This is a genomic window from Agrobacterium sp. K11, assembly GCF_059429395.1.
The window spans coordinates 407,982-425,806 of the sequence record NZ_JCAHRB010000002.1 but is presented as its reverse complement, the minus strand read 5'-3'; the positions used below and the strand labels follow the sequence as shown (position 1 = coordinate 425,806).

The 17,825-nt window shown below is 59.4% G+C and carries 13 protein-coding genes; 9 read left to right on the top strand and 4 right to left on the bottom strand.

Annotated elements, in window-relative coordinates; genetic code table 11:
- Nucleotides 1-51: 51 nt before the first annotated feature.
- Complete coding sequence (locus tag AC5SEO_RS03565; RefSeq protein ID WP_013761484.1) at nt 52-1,098, bottom strand: class I SAM-dependent methyltransferase; 1,047 nt, start codon at nt 1,096-1,098, stop codon at nt 52-54.
- A gap of 316 nt (nt 1,099-1,414) precedes the next feature.
- Here AC5SEO_RS03565 and AC5SEO_RS03560 point away from each other — a divergent pair, with 316 nt between their 5' ends.
- Nucleotides 1,415-3,409 (top strand): putative bifunctional diguanylate cyclase/phosphodiesterase, encoded by a 1,995-nt coding sequence (locus AC5SEO_RS03560; protein WP_013761485.1) that lies wholly within the window; start codon nt 1,415-1,417, stop codon nt 3,407-3,409.
- Between the two features lie 44 nt (nt 3,410-3,453).
- Here the strand turns inward: AC5SEO_RS03560 and AC5SEO_RS03555 are convergent, their stop codons facing one another.
- On the bottom strand, nt 3,454-4,530 hold the full coding sequence (locus AC5SEO_RS03555) for an Ldh family oxidoreductase (RefSeq protein WP_013761486.1): 1,077 nt from the start codon (nt 4,528-4,530) through the stop codon (nt 3,454-3,456).
- A gap of 91 nt (nt 4,531-4,621) precedes the next feature.
- A complete protein-coding gene (locus AC5SEO_RS03550) occupies nt 4,622-7,330 on the bottom strand; it encodes a DNA translocase FtsK (RefSeq protein ID WP_013761487.1) in 2,709 nt (902 codons plus the stop codon).
- A 375-nt stretch (nt 7,331-7,705) separates the two neighbouring features.
- Here AC5SEO_RS03550 and AC5SEO_RS03545 point away from each other — a divergent pair, with 375 nt between their 5' ends.
- From AC5SEO_RS03545 to AC5SEO_RS03515, 7 genes are all read left to right on the top strand, one after another.
- Nucleotides 7,706-9,316, top strand: coding sequence for an ABC transporter substrate-binding protein (locus tag AC5SEO_RS03545; RefSeq protein WP_174068797.1), 1,611 nt, complete (start codon nt 7,706-7,708; stop codon nt 9,314-9,316).
- Nucleotides 9,317-9,325: 9 nt separating this feature from the next.
- Nucleotides 9,326-10,315, top strand: coding sequence for an ABC transporter permease (locus tag AC5SEO_RS03540; RefSeq protein ID WP_035251436.1), 990 nt, complete (start codon nt 9,326-9,328; stop codon nt 10,313-10,315).
- Nucleotides 10,312-11,142 (top strand): ABC transporter permease, encoded by an 831-nt coding sequence (locus AC5SEO_RS03535; protein WP_174068798.1) that lies wholly within the window; start codon nt 10,312-10,314, stop codon nt 11,140-11,142. Before AC5SEO_RS03540 ends, AC5SEO_RS03535 begins: the two co-directional genes overlap by 4 nt.
- The gene (locus AC5SEO_RS03530; RefSeq protein WP_149915991.1) at nt 11,139-11,942 is read left to right on the top strand and encodes an ATP-binding cassette domain-containing protein; all 804 of its coding nucleotides are present in this window, start codon (nt 11,139-11,141) and stop codon (nt 11,940-11,942) included. The genes AC5SEO_RS03535 and AC5SEO_RS03530 overlap by 4 nt, the downstream gene beginning before the upstream one ends.
- Complete coding sequence (locus tag AC5SEO_RS03525; RefSeq protein ID WP_174068799.1) at nt 11,939-12,724, top strand: ABC transporter ATP-binding protein; 786 nt, start codon at nt 11,939-11,941, stop codon at nt 12,722-12,724. The genes AC5SEO_RS03530 and AC5SEO_RS03525 overlap by 4 nt, the downstream gene beginning before the upstream one ends.
- 3 nt (nt 12,725-12,727) lie before the next feature.
- Entirely contained in the window at nt 12,728-13,846 is a 1,119-nt protein-coding gene (locus AC5SEO_RS03520) for a pyridoxal-phosphate-dependent aminotransferase family protein (protein ID WP_174068800.1), read from the top strand.
- A 158-nt stretch (nt 13,847-14,004) separates the two neighbouring features.
- Entirely contained in the window at nt 14,005-14,199 is a 195-nt protein-coding gene (locus AC5SEO_RS03515; RefSeq protein WP_013761494.1) for a hypothetical protein, read from the top strand.
- Nucleotides 14,200-14,467: 268 nt separating this feature from the next.
- Here the strand turns inward: AC5SEO_RS03515 and AC5SEO_RS03510 are convergent, their stop codons facing one another.
- The gene (locus AC5SEO_RS03510) at nt 14,468-16,279 is read right to left on the bottom strand and encodes an IlvD/Edd family dehydratase (RefSeq protein WP_003510695.1); all 1,812 of its coding nucleotides are present in this window, start codon (nt 16,277-16,279) and stop codon (nt 14,468-14,470) included.
- Between the two features lie 521 nt (nt 16,280-16,800).
- Between AC5SEO_RS03510 and ytfQ the strand changes: the two genes are divergently transcribed.
- Nucleotides 16,801-17,760, top strand: a complete 960-nt coding sequence (ytfQ, locus tag AC5SEO_RS03505; protein ID WP_003510698.1) for a galactofuranose ABC transporter, galactofuranose-binding protein YtfQ — start codon at nt 16,801-16,803, stop codon at nt 17,758-17,760.
- Nucleotides 17,761-17,825 lie beyond the last annotated feature (65 nt).

The window sequence follows — 17,825 nt, the reverse complement described above, 5'->3', positions numbered from 1 at the left end:
GATAAAATGCGGGCGTCCTATTTCGCGCGGACATGCGAAACGAAGTTGGGCTCAGGCCTTTTTGCGCATCGTGGCATAGACGATATTGTGGTTTTCGCCGAAAAATACCTCCGCCTCGATACTTGCGGGATCGGCGCTGGCGTTGACGATCCGCCACATATCCGCCTTCGAACGCAACAGCAGCGCCCAGTTCATGAAGGTCTCCATGTAACCATCGACCACAATGTCTTCGGAGAAGTTGGCGAAGAGGAACATTCCGCCGGGCTTCAGCATCTCCATGCAGCGCCGCGTGAGTTTGATCGCCACCTTGTCATTCAGGTAATCGTAAAGACCGGCGGCATATACCAGATCGAATTTGCCGAGCTCGTGCGAACGCAGGACGATGTCACGCACCGAACCGTCAATCGCCTCGATGCAGCTGCCGTTGAAATCGCGGGCAACGGAACCGACACTCAGGGGATCTTGATCGAGCGCCACCCAGCGCCGGATCTTGCCCTCTTTCAAGGCCACGGATGCATCCGCCTCGCGCAGATGTCCCGATGCAATGGTGAGGATTTCCGTTTCGCTTCCATGCCGGGCCGCAGCCTCGTCAACAAACCGGGTCAGCAAATCCCGCCGCTCGCGGACAGCGACCGAGGAACTGGCGTCCTTCGTATAATCGTAGAGAGCCGCGCCAAGCGGCGTTGCGTTCTTCACCTTATCCGCAACGCTGTCGTGACCGTAGATGAAGTCGAGAAGCTGCGCATCGCCCGAATAGCCCCGCGGCTTTTCGAACGACCAGCGCGTGAAGGGATCTTCCAGAAAATAGTCCGACACGGAGTGATTCTGCACCAGAGGAATTAGTTCAGCCCACACGCTTGAGTGGAGCTTTTCGCGCAGGCCATGCAGTGCGCCTGCCGTTCGATGTATTATCTCATGTGCTGAAACACCATTTTCGAACTGCTGTTGTGCCAATTCGAGAATGATCGCGATCTCTGCTTTCGCAACTGCGAAATGCTCATCGAACGCTTCCGTTTTCCGTGCAAAAATCTCTTTTGCGACAGTATCAGGAGTGATCAGACTTGCCCCGTCCAGATTTCTTTTCTTTACCTGCCTCACTTCAGCCTCCAGTATTAACACATTGTTAACTATACGTTTCTGGGAGACGGAAGGCCACTCGCTTTCGATTTTTGAGCAGTGTAGGGATACATTAGTTTATTAGCGTATTTTTTTGGTCACACTCGTGGACCGGAGGAGAAAGCGGATACGCGATTTAGTGAAACTTAATGTTGCGAGCGTATGATGCGCTCTTGCTTTTCATGTTTCCGCCCGCATGGAGAGAAATCGGCAGGAAATCGCGCTTAGCGTGAAAGTACACGCAAAGGTCGAATAAGCAGTTACTTGATAAAGTATACGCAACACTATGGGAAAGTGCATGAAGCACACGTTAGGCGAGGTGAGTGGACAGCAAGAATATCGGCGGCCGGACGCCCGGTTTTCTGATGAACTTCTTGCCCTTTACCAGCAGGAAGGTGAGCGTAGCCGCCGGGGTTCGATCAGGCGGGGCCTGTGGACGGCTGTTTTCATCTATCTGCTATTTGCCATTACCGACATCATTCTGGTGCCCGACGTCGCCTTTTACACCATAATCGCAAGAGTTATCGTCGTCCTGACGTCCCTGCTGACGCTCGAAATTCAATTGCGCATGGGCGCGAGCACCGCCGCACTTGACCTCACCTGCGCCACTGCGCTCGTCATGGGCTATATTGGCTGGCTTGTGCCCTCGCTCTTGACCGACAATCTCGAAAACATGTCCTATTACATGGTTTTCGGGGCGATCTTCATGATGGGCGCCAATCTGTTTTTCACCTTCCGCTTCCATCTTTCGCTCGTGTCATCGGGCATCATTCTTGTCACCTACTTTCTGGCGGCGACGCAGTTTCCCGAAGATGCGTTCTACAAGCTCGCTTTCGGCACCTTCTATATCTCCTGCTTCGTCTTCACCTCTTACGTGAACTGGAACCTGAACCGGGAACGCTACCACGTCTTTCTCAACGCACTGGAAGCCAAGGCCCAGCAGAAAGCGGCGGACGAGCGCGGGCAGGCGCTGTTGCGGCTTTCAAATACCGATTCCCTGACAGGCCTGCAGAACCGCCGCGCCATCGACCAGCATCTGCGCCTGTTGTGGGACAATTGGAGCAAGAAGGGGGAAGGTTTCGCCGTCTTTCTGATCGACGTGGATTTCTTCAAGAAATACAATGATCGCTACGGCCACCAGGAAGGCGACAAGTGCCTCGTGACGGTGGGCAACGCCCTGCAGGACGCGATCATCGACCATGGCGCCTCCATCGGCCGTTATGGCGGTGAGGAGTTCATCGTACTCGCTCCGTTCAAGTCCAGACAGCAGGTGGGTGAGCTTGCCGAAACCATCCGCCACACCGTCGAAGACCTGTCGCTTTCGCACGATCAGCGCCGGGACGGAACCTTCATCGTCACCGTCAGCATTGGCGCGTCTTTCACCCGTCCCAATCCGGATGGCAAGCTCGAAAAGATCATCAACGAGGCCGACCGGGCGCTTTATATCGCCAAGGCCAATGGCCGCAATTGCATGAAGCTGTTCGATCCGGACGATCCGCAGACCAGCGACGAAACCGAAAATATCGCCGCACTTCTGAAAATCGCTGTCGCGGAAAACCTCGTTTCTCTCGTCTATCAGCCGATCCTCAACATATCGACCAACGAGACGGCAGGAGCAGAAGCGTTGATGCGGCTTCGCCTGCTCGACGGTGGCTCCGTTTCGCCCGGCACCTTTATCCCGATTGCCGAACGCACCGGCACGATAATGGAGCTCGGTCTCTGGACCATAAAGACCGCCTGCCGGCAGATACTGGCCGATGACAAGGTATCGGTGGTCAGCGTCAACGTATCGCCGATGCAGCTGAAGAACCCTGGTTTTGCCACTTCGGTCGCAGCGATCCTCGTTGAGGCTGGGATTGCCGGCGGCAGGCTGGCCTTCGAGATCACCGAGGGTCTGGATATGGAGATGCATTCGGATGTATTACGCTGTCTGAACGATCTGAAGACGCTCGGCATCAATATATGGCTGGATGATTTCGGAACCGGATTTGCGGGTCTTTCCTGGCTGCGGATGACGGATTTCGATACCGTAAAGATTGACCGCTCCTTCCTGCATGACAGCAAGACACCCCGCGGCCGGGCGATGTTGCAGGACATGATCCGTCTCATCCGCAATCGCGGCCACAAGATCCTGATCGAAGGCGTGGAGACGGAAGAGCAGCTGAGGCTCGTGCGCCAGCTCGAGATCGATTATGCGCAGGGTTATTATATCGGACGCCCAGTCGTCGCCGAAAGGCTGAACGTGGCGACTACCCCCTACCCGCAGCCCAAAATGCTACAGCGCCCCGCCTGACGATGCGATGGCGGCGGCAAGCGCCGTCACCGACAGGCCCAGTCTTAGTGATATGCGGGCGGAATGATCGAGAGTTTTGCCGCAAGTTCCGAAAACGCAGCACGCGTGACGGGATCGACAGGTGCGCCTTCCCTCTCCCGCTTTGCCGCTACCGCCCATTCCCGATCGCCCGGCGCCATGACCTTGCAGTCCTCCCGCGCTGGCGATCCCCGCAGTACCTCGAGATAGCGTTTCATGCCTTCGTCGAACACTTCGCGCTCAAGGAAGGCTTCGGGCTTCAACGCCAGGACGAAGGCCCCAAGCCCGCGCGGCTTGGAAAAATCTGGCCCCGACATTGGGGCGATATCGAAACTGAGCTTCATGCCGCTGAGAACGGCGCTAAAGATTTCCACCATTCCCGCAAGCGCCGCTCCCTTGAAACCGAAGGCACCGCCCAGCGGAGCCAGCATTTCAACGGCATTGGGGTTCTGCGTGTCGATACCGTCGCCATCAGACGCAACTCCTTCCGGCAATTGCTGTTCCAGGCTGCGGTAAAGCAGAACCCGGTTATAGGGCACGGCGCTGGTGGCCATGTCCAGAAGCCAGGGCATGTCATCGGCTGCCGGCACGCCGACTGCAATGGGGTTGGTGCCGTGGAAACGCATCGCGCCGTCATGCAGGCGCACGAAACTGTCGGAGTTGCAAAAGGCAATGCCGATATACCCCTGCCGCGCCGCCTCCAGCACGTAAGCGCCGGCCGGGCCGAAATGCGAGGAATTCCTGATCGCAACGGCGCCGATGCCGAATTTCCCAGCAAGCGCCATGGCGCTGTCCATGGCCGCATAGGTAGCGCGGGCGCCATGGGCATGGTCGGCATCGATCGTCTCCACCGCGCCGAAACCGGACACGCGGCTGATCTGCGGCCGCGGATTGAGACGCCCGCCTTCAAGTCCTGCGATGTAGTGAGCAAGAAGCCGAACGCCGTGGCTGTCTACGCCCAGCCGTGTGCCATGCATCATGGCGCGGGTCGCCGCATCGGCGGTTTCATCATCGGTGCCGACAGCCAGGAAAACGGAACGGCAAAACCGCTCCAGTTCATCCAGCCTTGCGAGGACGGTGACATTTTCATTGCTGTGCGACATCAGGGGAACCTCCCGATTCCAGAATCCATGCCGCACAAGCTAGTCACGGGGCGCGTTTTTGCAATCGAATATCGCGCCCCGAATGGATCAATCAGTCGTCGCCGCCAATCGCCTCGTAGGTGTCGCGCTCACCGGCGATGATGGCGCGCTTGCCGACATGGTTGGCGGGACCGACAATGCCTTCCTGCTCCATGCGCTCGACCAGGGAGGCGGCACGATTGTATCCAATCGACAGGCGGCGCTGGATATAGGAGGTGGAGCATTTCTTGTCGCGCATCACTACCTTAACGGCCTTTTCATAGAGATCGTCGCTATCGTCGTCGCCCATCGATGTCTTGTCGAAGACCGCCGTTTCCTCTTCCGCCTCGTCGTCAGCCTCGTCGGCGTCTTCCGTAACGGTGCCGAGATATTCAGGCCGACCTTGGGTCTTCAGATGCGCCACGACTTTTTCCACTTCCTCGTCCGACACGAACGGACCGTGGACACGGGAGATGCGGCCGCCACCCATCATGTGCAGCATGTCGCCCTGGCCGAGCAGATGTTCGGCACCCTGTTCGCCAAGGATGGTGCGGCTGTCGATCTTCGAGGTCACCTGGAAGGAAATGCGGGTGGGGAAGTTGGCCTTGATCGTGCCGGTGATGACATCGACCGAGGGGCGTTGGGTGGCCATGATGAGATGGATACCGGCAGCGCGCGCCATCTGCGCAAGACGCTGGATCGCGCCTTCGATCTCCTTGCCTGCGACCATCATCAGGTCGGCCATCTCGTCGACGATGACGACGATATAGGGCATGGCGGTGAGGTCCATTTCCTCCTGCTCGTAGACAGCTTCGCCGGTTGCGCGGTCGAAGCCGGTCTGCACGTTGCAGAACACCGTCTCCCCTTTGGCGCGGGCGGCAGCGGCCCTTGCGTTGTAACCGTCGATATTGCGCACACCGAGACGCGACATCTTGCGATAGCGGTCTTCCATTTCGCGTACGGCCCATTTCAGTGCCATGACCGCCTTCTTCGGATCGGTGACGACAGGGGTCAGAAGATGCGGAATGCCGTCATAGACCGAAAGCTCGAGCATCTTGGGATCGACCATGATCAGCCGGCATTCCTCCGGCTTCAACCGGTAGAGCAGCGACAGAATCATGGTGTTGATGGCGACCGACTTGCCCGAACCGGTGGTACCGGCAACGAGCAGATGCGGCATCTTCGCCAGTTCGGCGATGACAGGTTCGCCGCCAATGGTCTTGCCAAGGCAAAGGGCCAGCTTCTGGCGGGTCTCGCTGTAATCGGTCGCTTCGATAAGCTCGCGCAGATAGACCGTCTCGCGCACCGGATTGGGAAGCTCGATACCGATGACATTGCGGCCGGGCACGACGGCGACACGCGCCGAGAGCGCCGACATCGAGCGGGCGATATCGTCCGACAGGCCGATAACGCGCGAGGACTTCACGCCGGGGGCGGGCTCGAATTCGTAAAGCGTCACAACTGGGCCGGGGCGCACATCGATGATCTCACCCTTGATGCCGAAATCCTCCAGCACGCTTTCCAGCAGGCCGGCGCTTTGCTCGAGCGCCTCCGGCGTCATGGTCGTGGTCTGCTGGACGCGAGCCTGCTGCAGAAGATCGATGGAGGGGTATTCATATTCGCCGTCTGCAAAGACCGGCGCTTCCCGGAACATAGGCTGCGAGGCCTGGATGGGCGCGCGGGGCGTGAAACGCGGCTCGGCAACGATTCTTTCCGCCAGCTGAACCTGCTCAACAGGCCTCTGCGGCTCAGCAACTGCGACCGTCTCCACGACCGGCTGCGGAGCGACCTCTGGTTCAACGACCTGAGTTGGGGCTGGAATTGCAGGATGATGCACGCCGATTTCGCGGTAAAGCCTGATCGCTGAACCACCCGGAATCCTGATGACGGGCGGTACGGCCGAAAGCCGGATTGCCGGAGCGACCGGAGATGCGGATGCCAGCGTCGGGGCAATCGCAGGCGCTGTCAGCAACGGGTTTGCGAGAACGGTGCGCGCAGATGCGGGAAGGCCTTCGCCGGCGTCATCCGGCAGATCGAGCGTCATCACTTCCCAGAAAAGCTCATCCGGCAGATGCGCGGCAAAGGCGGGAATGGATGCCTGCGGCGTTGCAACCTGTTCGACAGATGCAACCGACGCGGCGGGCAGCGGCTGAACAGGTGAATCGGTTCCCGGTACCGGCGCTTCGAAGACGGCGGCTGCGTCAACCGGCTGAGGCGGCATCAGCGCTGCTGCAGCGGCTTCTTCCGCCTGTTTGCGCGCAAGCTCCAGTCGCAATTTGTAGGTCAGCGCCCTTGCGCCCCGCGCATCCGGCGGCTGCGGCAGAAACGGCATGCGTGGCGGTTGAATGCGCGGCTCCGGCGACTTTACGACCGTCGCAAGTGCAGGCTCCTGTACAGCAGCCTCCGGCTGCACGACCATCTCAGGCTCGGCAGTTTCAGACAGGATGTCGGTGGGTGCCTCCTCTTCCGCAAGATGCGGCGTCTCGACCGGCATGCGCCGGCTAAAGGCGCTTTCCGGCGTACGGGTGAAACGCACATTCGGGCCAAGCACGAAAGCATTCTGCCAGCCCGGCATTTCAGCGCGGCCTTCGATGGCGTCGGCAGCACTGACATCGGCATTCGGCCGGGGCGCAACACCCGCCTTCATTGCCGCGGCCTGCTCCTGACCGGCAACGGCCTTGCCGCCGGCATGACGAGCCTTATCGCTCCCCTCCCCTACGCTATTGGACGAATTCTGGAATCTGGATCGGGAGAAGCTCATGGCAGCGTGCACACTCATCATAAACGTACATATTTCGGTCTCCCTGAAATAGAAAATAAAGGTTAATTACCCCTTTCCAAACCGGGTCACGCAGGCAGAATTTCGCTTTAGCCACAGGTGAGACGTGACATGCACCAGCAAGGAATCGGCACTCCAAGCCTCTATATTTATTGCGTTAAATCAGTTTTTCATCGCCGTTTTACGGCAACGGGCACGGCTTAAGAAAAGGGGAGTGGCACCTTGAAGCATATTGTTTCCGCAAGCGGTCGCGCAACGTAAAATCATTGCTGTAAAGCCCGTGAATTAACGTGGACACTGCTGCGGTTGCAGTCTTAAGATCGGGCAGGCCGCGGCCCAGCGGAAAGGCCCGCCCGCCCTCATTCCGGAGTGAACCTCATGTCGCCTGTCCACCTGTCCCGCCGCTCGCTTCTCAAGACCTCGCTCCTTCTTGCCGCAACCACCGGACTTGCGGGCATTGCCGCCGCGCAGCAGTCAAAGCCCGGTGGGCGGTTGATCGTTGCGGCTGATTCGGAGCCGAAGAACCTCAACCCGGCCATCGTTGCCTCCAACGGCGTGTTCTATATCTCGAGCAAGATCGTTGAGCCGCTGGCGGAAGCCTCCTTCAATGGCAGGGACGGGCTGGAACCAAGGCTTGCGACGGAATGGCATGGATCGGAGGACGGTTTGAGTGCCACGTTCAAACTGCGCGAAGGCGTGACCTGGCATGACGGCAAACCCTTCACCTCCGCAGATGTGGCCTTTTCCGCACTTTCGGTTTGGAAGCCGCTGCAAAACCTTGGGCGGCTGGTCTTTGCCAATCTTGAAAGAGTGGATACGCCTGATGACCACACGGCCATTTTCCGCTTTTCCAAGCCGACACCCTTCCAGCTCATCCGCAACGCTTTGCCGGTTGTCACCAGCGTCGTGCCGAAACACCTTTATGAAGGCAGCGATATCGCCACCAATCCGGCCAATACGAAACCAGTCGGCACCGGACCTTTCGTTTTTGCGGAATATAAGCCCGGCGAATATTACCGCCTGACCCGCAATCCCAATTACTGGGGCAAGAACCAGCCGCAACTCGATGAGATCATCTATCGCGTTCTGCCCGACCGCGCGGGCGCCGCTTCTGCGCTTGAAGCCGAAGAAATCCACCTCGCGGCCTTTTCCGCCGTGCCGCTTGCCGATCTTGCCCGCATCGCGAAGGAGCCGGGCATCAAGGTCATCCCGGAGGGTTACGAAGCCCTCACCTATCAGCTCGTCGTGGAAATCAACCACCGCCGCAAGGAGCTGGCCGACCTCAAGGTCAGGAAGGCGATCGCCCACGCCATCGACAAGAAATTCGTCATCGACAAGGTCTTCCTCGGTTACGCCACAGCATCGACCGGCCCCGTACCAAAAAATGCACCCCAGTTTTACACGGGAGACGTCGAGACATACGATTTCGATGTCGCCAAGGCGAACGCCCTGCTGGACGAGGCGGGTTATGCACGCGGAGCGACCGGAACGCGGTTTTCACTGAAGCTTCTGCCGGCGCCCTACTTCAATGAAACCAAGCAATTCGGTTCCTATCTTCGCCAGGCGCTACAGGAAATCGGCATCGATGCTGAGCTGGTCAACAATGATGCCGCCGCGCACCAGAAGGCCGTCTATACAGACCATGCCTTCGATCTCGCCATCGCGCCCCCGGTCTTCCGTGGCGATCCGGCGATCTCCACCACCATTCTCGTGCGCTCCGGCATTCCAGCCGGCGTCGGCTTCTCCAATCAGGGAGGCTATGAGAACAAGGCGCTCGATGCACTGATCGACAAGGCGGCGGAAACCGTGGATACGGCAGCCCGCACGGTACTATACAAGGATTTCCAGAAGCAGGTCGCCGCCGATCTGCCGCTGATCAATGTCGCCGAATGGGGTTTCATCACGGTTGCGCGCGATACTGTCAAACACGTCGCCAGCAATCCACGCTGGGCCGTTTCCAACTGGGCGGATACGGTGGTCGGCACCTGAGGAAGCGCCGTGAGGCGCGCGGCGACATTGCTACGGCGAAGGGTGATCAGCGCCATTCCAGTGCTGCTGATCGTTCTGGTCTTTACCTTCGTGCTGCTTGAAAACGCATCCGGTGACGCGGTTGACGCCTATCTCGTCTCCATCGGCGGCGGCGACGCCGGACTGCGGGATGCCCTGCGCGAGCAATATGGTCTGAACGGTTCGGTGTTGGCCCGTTTCTGGCTTTACGCCAGCTCGGTGCTGCGACTTGATTTCGGCTGGTCGCTTGCGTTTGACCGACCGGTGCTGGGGCTGATCCTCGAACGGCTGCCGAACACGCTGCTCCTGATGGGCAGTGCCACCGCGCTTGCTTTCATCATCGGCACCGCGCTCGGCATCCTGGCGGGCGCCCGTCCCGGCGGGTTGACCGACCGGGTACTCTCGGCCCTGTCGCTGGCGCTTTACGCCACGCCGGGCTTTTGGCTCGGCCTTGTGCTTGCCATCGTCTTTGCCGTGCAACTGAGGTGGCTGCCAACATCCGGCATCGAAACCATCGCATCCGGAAAACAGGGATTTGCAAGGGCGCTCGATATTGCCCGCCATCTTGTCCTGCCGGTCGCCAGTCTCGGGCTGATCTATCTGGCGCTTTTCCTGCGTGTCATGCGTACTGCCATGGCGGCGGTCTGGCCGCTGGATTTCGTGCTCTTCGCCAAGGCCAAGGGGCTTTCGAGACGGCGGATCGTGCTGCGCCATGTCGCACGCAACGCCGCCCTGCCCCTCGTCACCGTGCTTGGCCTGCAAGCGGCAACCATGCTCGGCGGCAGCGTGGTGATCGAGAGCGTTTTTGCCATTCCCGGTTTTGGCCGGCTTGCGCAGGAAGCCGTCAGCGGCCGCGACACACCGCTCTTGATGGGCATTATTCTGACAAGCGCCGTTTTCGTTATCCTGATCAATCTCGTCGTTGATATTCTCTATGCCGTGTTCGATCCGCGCATCGGCAGCGGGGAGCAACAGACATGAGTTTCACTCTCCGGCTCCTGCGCAGTTTCGAAGGTGCAGCAGGCGCCATAATCCTGACACTGCTAGCAGTGTCGGCGCTCGCCGCTCCCCTTCTGTTTCCCGGTGACCCGCTGTCGATCGTCGGTGAGCCGCTCATCACGCCCTTCTCCCACGCCGCCTTCCCCCTCGGCACCGACCGGTTGGGCCGCGATGTACTGGCGGGACTTGCCCACGGTGCGCAGGCATCCCTGCTCGTCGGCATCGGCGCTGCCGCTGCCGCCCTCATGATCGGCACCGTCGTCGGCACAATTGCCGGATTTGCCGGTGGCCTCGTAGATGAGGGGCTGATGCGTGTTACCGACGCCTTCCAGATCGTGCCGAATTTCCTTCTGGCGCTCGCCTTCGTCAGCACCATCGGCCCATCCATGCCCATCGTCATCCTTGCGATTGCGCTTGGCGCCTGGGCGGATCCAGCACGACTGATGCGGGCGCAGGTGTTGAGTATCCGCGAGCGGGATTACGTGCAGTCCGCCCGCGCCATCGGCATGTATCCGCTGGAGATCGCGTTTCGGCAAATACTTCCCAATGCGCTGCCGCCGGTTCTGGCGCTCGCCGCCATCATCGTCGCTGCCGCTATCTTAACCGAGGCGGCATTGTCCTTCCTCGGCCTCGGCGATCCGAATATCGTCACCTGGGGTTCGATGATCGCGGAAGGACGCAACGTCCTGCGCTCGGCGGCGTTTCTCTCTGTCATCCCCGGCATCGGTCTTCTGGTCACGGTTCTCGGCGTCTATCTTCTCGCGGAGGGAATCAACAAAGCGATGGCGACGAGGAAAGAAACGCCATGAGCGGCAATGCACTCTGCAGGATCGACGATCTCAGCGTCCGCTATGCGGCCGGCGACGGACCGGCGCTGCAGGATATTTCGCTGACGATCCGGCAGGGACAAAGGCTGGCGATCATCGGCGAAAGCGGTTCGGGCAAATCGACGCTCGCCAAGGCAATTGCCGGGCTCCTGCCTTTGAGCGCACGGGTTTCCGGCGATATTTCCTGGAGCCGCGACAGCGGTCTTTTCACAGACAGGCCGCAGCCGGGCCGCGATATCGGCTATATTTTTCAGGATACCGGTGCGACGCTGAACCCGGTTCTCACCATCGGTGAACAGGTGGCGGAAGGCGCTGTGCGGCATCTGGGCCTTTCATGGAAGCAGGCACGAGATCTTGCCCGCGATCTTCTGGAACGGGTGCGGTTGCCGCATCCCACCCATCTCCTCGGCGCCTATCCGCACCAGCTTTCCGGCGGGCAAAGACAGCGTGTGGCGATTGCAGCCGCCATTGCCGCGCACCCCGCAATCCTGATCGCCGACGAGGCGACGAGCGCGCTCGACACGGTAAGCCAGGCCGCCATTGCCGCACTGCTGGATGGGCTGGTGCGTGAAGAAGAAAGAACGCTGGTCTTCATCACCCATGATATTGGTCTTGCTTCCGGCCTTGCCGACGAGATCGCCGTTCTGCATGCCGGACGGCTGGTGGAGCACGGCACCACCAGGCGGGTGTTATCCGCGCCTGCGCACGACTATACGCGCGCACTGCTCTCCGATTATCTCGACCTTTCGACACCGCCTCTGATCAATGAGGCCGCATCATGAACGAAGCCCTTCTGAGCGTAGAGAACCTCTCGAAAACCTACCGGACCGGCGCACGCACGGTGGAAGCACTGTCCGATATATCCTTTTCGCTTCAGCCCGGCGAGACGCTTGGGCTTGCCGGCCCCTCCGGCTGCGGAAAATCCACACTGGCACGCATCCTGATGCGGCTGATCCCGGCCGACGAAGGCACGGTCCGTTTTGAAACTCGCGACTGGCTGGCGCTTGATGGCGGCGAACTGCGCACGGCGCGGCGGCATATGCAGATGGTGTTTCAGGATACGCATGGCGCGTTCAACCCGCGCGCCAGCGTCGAGGATGCCATAGGCGAACCGCTGCGTATTCATCGCATCGTCGAACGACGCGAACGCCCGGCAGAAATCCGCCGCCTTCTCGAGCGAGTCGGGCTGCCCGCCAGCTATACTGACCGCTCGGTGTTCGAGCTTTCCGGCGGCCAGCGGCAGCGCGTGGCAATTGCCAGAGCCATCGCACTCAAACCATCCCTTCTCATTCTGGACGAGGCCGTTTCAGCGCTCGATGTCTCCGTACGCAGGCAAATTCTCGAACTGCTGGTCGAAATACAGCGAGAGACGGCCGTCGCCTGTATTTTCGTTTCCCACGACCTCGCGGTCATCCGCGCCGTCTGCCACCGCGTCGCCATCATGGAGGCGGGTCGGATCGTCGAGATCGGCAGGACAGCAAACATCGTTTCCACGCCGCAATCCTCGACTGCCAGAACCCTGATCGAGGCTGCGCCGCGCCTGACCACCACCACGCAAGGATAAGACATGCCCGCCCCGGATTACGCATTGCTGCTCGACCCGCCCGCCTTTCCAGCAGACCGTTACGCCGCTCTCGCCGACCGGCTGGCGGCGCTGATGGGCACGAACAACGATTTGCTTCTGGTACAGGCGGAAGCAGTGCTTGCGCTTGAATCTGCGGCCACCAGCCTCGCGCGGCCTGGTCTGAGAGCGCTCAATATCGTCACTAGTCCCTATGGCGCGTGGTTTGGTGGCTGGCTGGAGCGTGGCGGCGCAACGGTTCGCAACCTGACCACCGCTCCGGCAAAGCCGATATCACTTCACGAGGTCGAGAGAGCGCTGGACGAAGGGCAAGGTTTTGATCTTCTCGCTATCGTGCACGCGGAATCCGCAAGCGGCATTCTCAACCCCCTGCCCGCCATTGCCGCGCTCGCCAAAGACAGAGGCATCGTCACGGTCGTCGATGCCGTCGCTTCCATCGGCGGCCATGCCTTCGAGGTTGACCAGCTCGGCATAGATATTGCAGTCATCGGCCCGCAAAAGGCGCTGGCAGGCCCGGCGGGCTTATCCGCCATCTCCGTCAGCGAAAGTGCCTGGAAACTTCTTTCACATGGCAATGCACCTGAGAACTCCATGCTTTCACTTCTCGACCAGAAGAAACTCTGGCTCGATACCGGCCGCGGCGCGCTCCCGGGAACACCTGCGCCGCTGGAATTCTATGCGCTGGAGGCGGCACTCGACCGGATAGAGGCAGAGGGTCTGGCATCCGCCAATGAACGCCACGAACGAGCGGCGACAGCCACTCGTAACGGCATCAGGGCCCTTGGTATACCGACGTGGGTGGAGGAGACTGACGCGTCTGCTCTGGTTTCGACAGCGATCTTGCCGGACGCGGTGGATGCCGACGCATTTCTGGCGGCTGCGTCCAGGGAGCAAGGTGCGGATGTCTCGGGCGGTGTCGGTCCCGGTGCGGAACGGCTGATAAGGCTCAATCACACCGGCCGGCGCGCCAATCCGGATTCGGTGCAAGCCAATATAACCGCTGTTTCAAGCGCCCTGAGAAGCCTCGGCCATGCCGCAGATACCGATTCCGCGCTGAAAGCGGCCGAAAAAAGCTATTCCGGCACCTCCTCGAAGGGTCTCTGACAGCGCCGATAAACGTTCGTTGCGCGAAATCGGGTGCTGGCGGAACGTCAGTCACGCCATTGTTGTTAAAAATGGTAGACAAATTCCTTGGCCAATCTTGACGAAATCATGGCAACGCGCGAAACTTAACGCACTGTTAACTCGCGTGAAGAAGGGAAATGGCCATGGTAGCAGGGTTCAACATGCTCTCCTTTGACCTCTTTGGCATCGGCCGAAGAACGCCCGCCATAAACGAGCGGGTCGAGAAGGATTTGCAGGACAGGACGCCACGCAGACCGGACGACCAGTCCAACGATGACGACCGTGATCAGGAATACGAACTGTTCTTCTGGTCGCTTTATCCTGTGATTTAATTTTTTAAGCGCAGGCTGACGGGGCGGTTGAAACGTCGTTTTCCCGTCCTGCGGCCTTGAGCCGAAATGTGTTCAGCGTAGCCTCAAACACGGTGAAACAGTCGATCCGTGACGTACACTTTAAACATGCGACGTCATCCTCGGGCTTGACCCGAGGATTTACAAAATCTCTAAAAATCAAATATTTGCAGATGCTCTGGACAAAGTCCGGGCATGACGATGGAAAGGGCAAAGCCCTTTCCATCAAAGGGCCGCAAACGGCCCTGCCTTAGTGGTTGTCGCGCGGCAGACCCTTGGTCTGGGCAATGCGCTGATACTTCACGGCCGGTTCCAGAACCGCGCCGGTTTCCATCTGGCTGACGATGCCGCGCTGGATTTCCTGCCATGGCGTCTGGTGATCGGGGTACTTGAAGCCGCCCTCGGCGGAGAGCGTTTCGTAACGCTTGGCCAGTTCCTCGCCGGAAATCAGGATGTCGGCCTTGCCACGACCCACATCGATACGAACGCGGTCACCCGTCTGCAAGATGGCCAGACCACCGCCTGCCGCTGCTTCCGGAGAAGCGTTGAGGATGGACGGGCTGCCAGACGTGCCGGACTGGCGGCCGTCACCGATGCAGGGCAGCGAATTGACGCCTTCCTTCAAGAGATAGTCCGGCGCACGCATGTTCACCACTTCTGCCGCACCCGGATAACCGATCGGACCGGCACCGCGCATGAAGAGAACGGTGTTGGCGTCGATCTTCAGAGACGGATCGTCGATGCGGTGATGGTAATCTTCCGGACCGTCGAACACAACGGCACGGCCTTCGAAGGCTTCCGGGTCGTTCGGGTTGGAGAGATAACGCTTGCGGAATTCTTCCGAGATTACGCTCGTCTTCATGATGGCAGAGGAGAACAGGTTGCCGCGCAGAACGCGGAAACCGGCGCGTTCCTTGAGCGGCTGGTCATATGGACGGATGACCTTTTCGTCTTCGATGATGGCACCACGGCAATTGTCGCCGATGGTTTTGCCATTCACGGTCATGGCGTCTTCCATGATGAGCCCCTGGGTCATCAGCTGGTTGACGACAGCCGGAACGCCGCCGGCATGGTAATAATCCTCGCCGAGATATTCACCGGCCGGCTGCAGGTTGACGAGCAGCGGCACGTCTTCACCGTAGGTCTGCCAGTCATCGACCGTCAGTTCAACGCCGACATGGCGTGCAAGGCCGTTCAGATGGATCGGCGCGTTGGTGGAGCCACCGATGGCCGAGTTGACGCGGATGGCGTTGATGAAGGCATCCTTGGTCATGATGTCGGAAGGCTTAAGGTCTTCCTTGACCATTTCGACGATGCGAAGGCCGGTGAGATAGGAGATTTCCTGACGGTCGCGGTAAGGCGCCGGAATGGCGGCCGAGCCGGGCAGCTGCATGCCGAGTGCTTCGGCAAGCGAGTTCATCGTCGTCGCCGTGCCCATGGTGTTGCAATAGCCGGTGGAAGGTGCGGAAGAAGCGACGAGCTTGACGAAGCCCTGATAATCGATTTCGCCCTTGGCCAGCAGTTCACGCGCTTTCCAGACGATGGTGCCGGAACCGGTGCGCTCGCCACGGAACCAGCCGTTCAGCATGGGGCCGACGGAAAGAGCGATGGCCGGAATGTTGACGGTGGCCGCCGCCATAAGACAGGCAGGCGTGGTCTTGTCGCAGCCGATGGTCAGAACAACGCCGTCGAGCGGATAGCCGTAAAGCACTTCCACGAGGCCGAGATAGGCGAGGTTGCGATCGAGACCCGCCGTCGGGCGCTTGCCGGTTTCCTGGATCGGATGCACTGGAAATTCAATGGCAATGCCGCCCGCTTCACGAATGCCTTCGCGCAGGCGATGCGCCAGCTCCAGATGGTGGCGATTGCAGGGCGAAAGGTCCGAGCCGGTCTGCGCGATGCCGATGATAGGGCGATCGGACTGAAGCTCGGCCTGGCTGAGACCGAAGTTCATGTAACGCTCGAGATAAAGCGCGGTCATATCAGCGTTTGCGGGGTTATCGAACCACGCGCGCGAACGAAGCTTGCCTTGGGTTGCGGGCAGGTTGTCGGATTTGGTCATGATGCGGTCTCCAGCCGGAAGTGGCCAACGGTAAAATATTACGAAATGCGACAAGCTTATGTTGTGCGCAAGGAAAATGGAATCAGCTTCTCGGAAGCACGCATAACCGACAGACGAGCGCCAGACGAGTGACCTGGAGCCGTTCTTCAGCTTTAGCCGAATATTTTTCGGTGTTTACGACCATACCGACGTTGCGCAATGGCCTCTTCCCTCCCTGCCTTGCCGGATTGTAACTGACCCGGAGGCCCCACATTCCGTCACGACCTGACTTGCTTATTTGTATTACTATTAGATAGCGGCGCGGCCTGTCAAGCCGGATCAGACTATATTGCGGGCGATTTTTGCGCGGCGCAGAAATTAGAATACACACAATAAGCCATTGATTTACTACAGTTTAATGCTGTACCTCCATAAAATCGACATGACGTGAATTGGAAATCCGCTAAAAAACCCCTTTTCAAGAGTATTACTATATGCTCATAGTGACGTTGTCACGCTGACATCATTTCTGGGAGGATAAGATGAGAAAAGCTCTTGCGGCAATCACTGTCGCCGTTTCCGCATGCCTTGCATCCAGTGTTTCCGCACAATCGCTGACCGTCGGCTTCTCGCAGATCGGCTCCGAATCCGGATGGCGCGCCGCTGAAACCACTGTCACCAAGCAGCAAGCCGAGAAGCGCGGCGTTACGCTGAAATTCGCCGACGCACAGCAGAAGCAGGAAAACCAGATCAAGGCCGTTCGCGGCTTCATCGCGCAGGGCGTCGATGCGATCCTGATCGCACCTGTCGTCGCAACCGGCTGGGACGCCGTGCTGAAGGAAGCAAAGGAAGAAAAAATCCCTGTCATCCTGCTCGATCGCCAGATCGAAGCGCCGGATGATCTTTACCTGACCGCGGTCACCTCGGATCAGGTTCACGAAGGCAAGGTTGCCGGCGACTGGCTCGTCAAGGATGTCGGCGCGAAGGACTGCAAGGTTGTCGAATTGCAGGGCACGACCGGCTCTTCGCCCGCCATCAACCGTAAGAAGGGCTTCGAAGAAGCCATCGCTTCGCACAAGAACATCAAGATCGTGCGCTCGCAGACGGGTGACTTCACCCGTACCAAGGGCAAGGAAGTGATGGAAAGCTTCATCAAGGCCGAAGGCGGCGGCAAGGATATCTGTGCCGTGTACGCTCACAATGACGACATGGCCGTCGGCGCGATCCAGGCGATCAAGGAAGCCGGCCTGAAGCCGGGATCCGACATCAAGGTCGTGTCCATCGATGCCGTACCTGACATCTTCAAGGCCATGGCCGCCGGTGAAGCCAATGCGACGGTGGAACTGACACCTGACATGGCCGGTCCTGCCTTCGACGCTCTCGAAGCCTATCTGAAAGACAAAAAGGCACCGGCGAAGTGGATTCAGACCGAATCCAAGCTCTACACGGCGTCTGACGACCCGATGAAGGTCTACGAGGCGAAGAAGGGTCTGGGTTACTAATAGACCCCCTTATCTTCGGAAGGAGCGGCATGTCATGCGTGCCGCTCCGTCACAGCTTCTTTCAT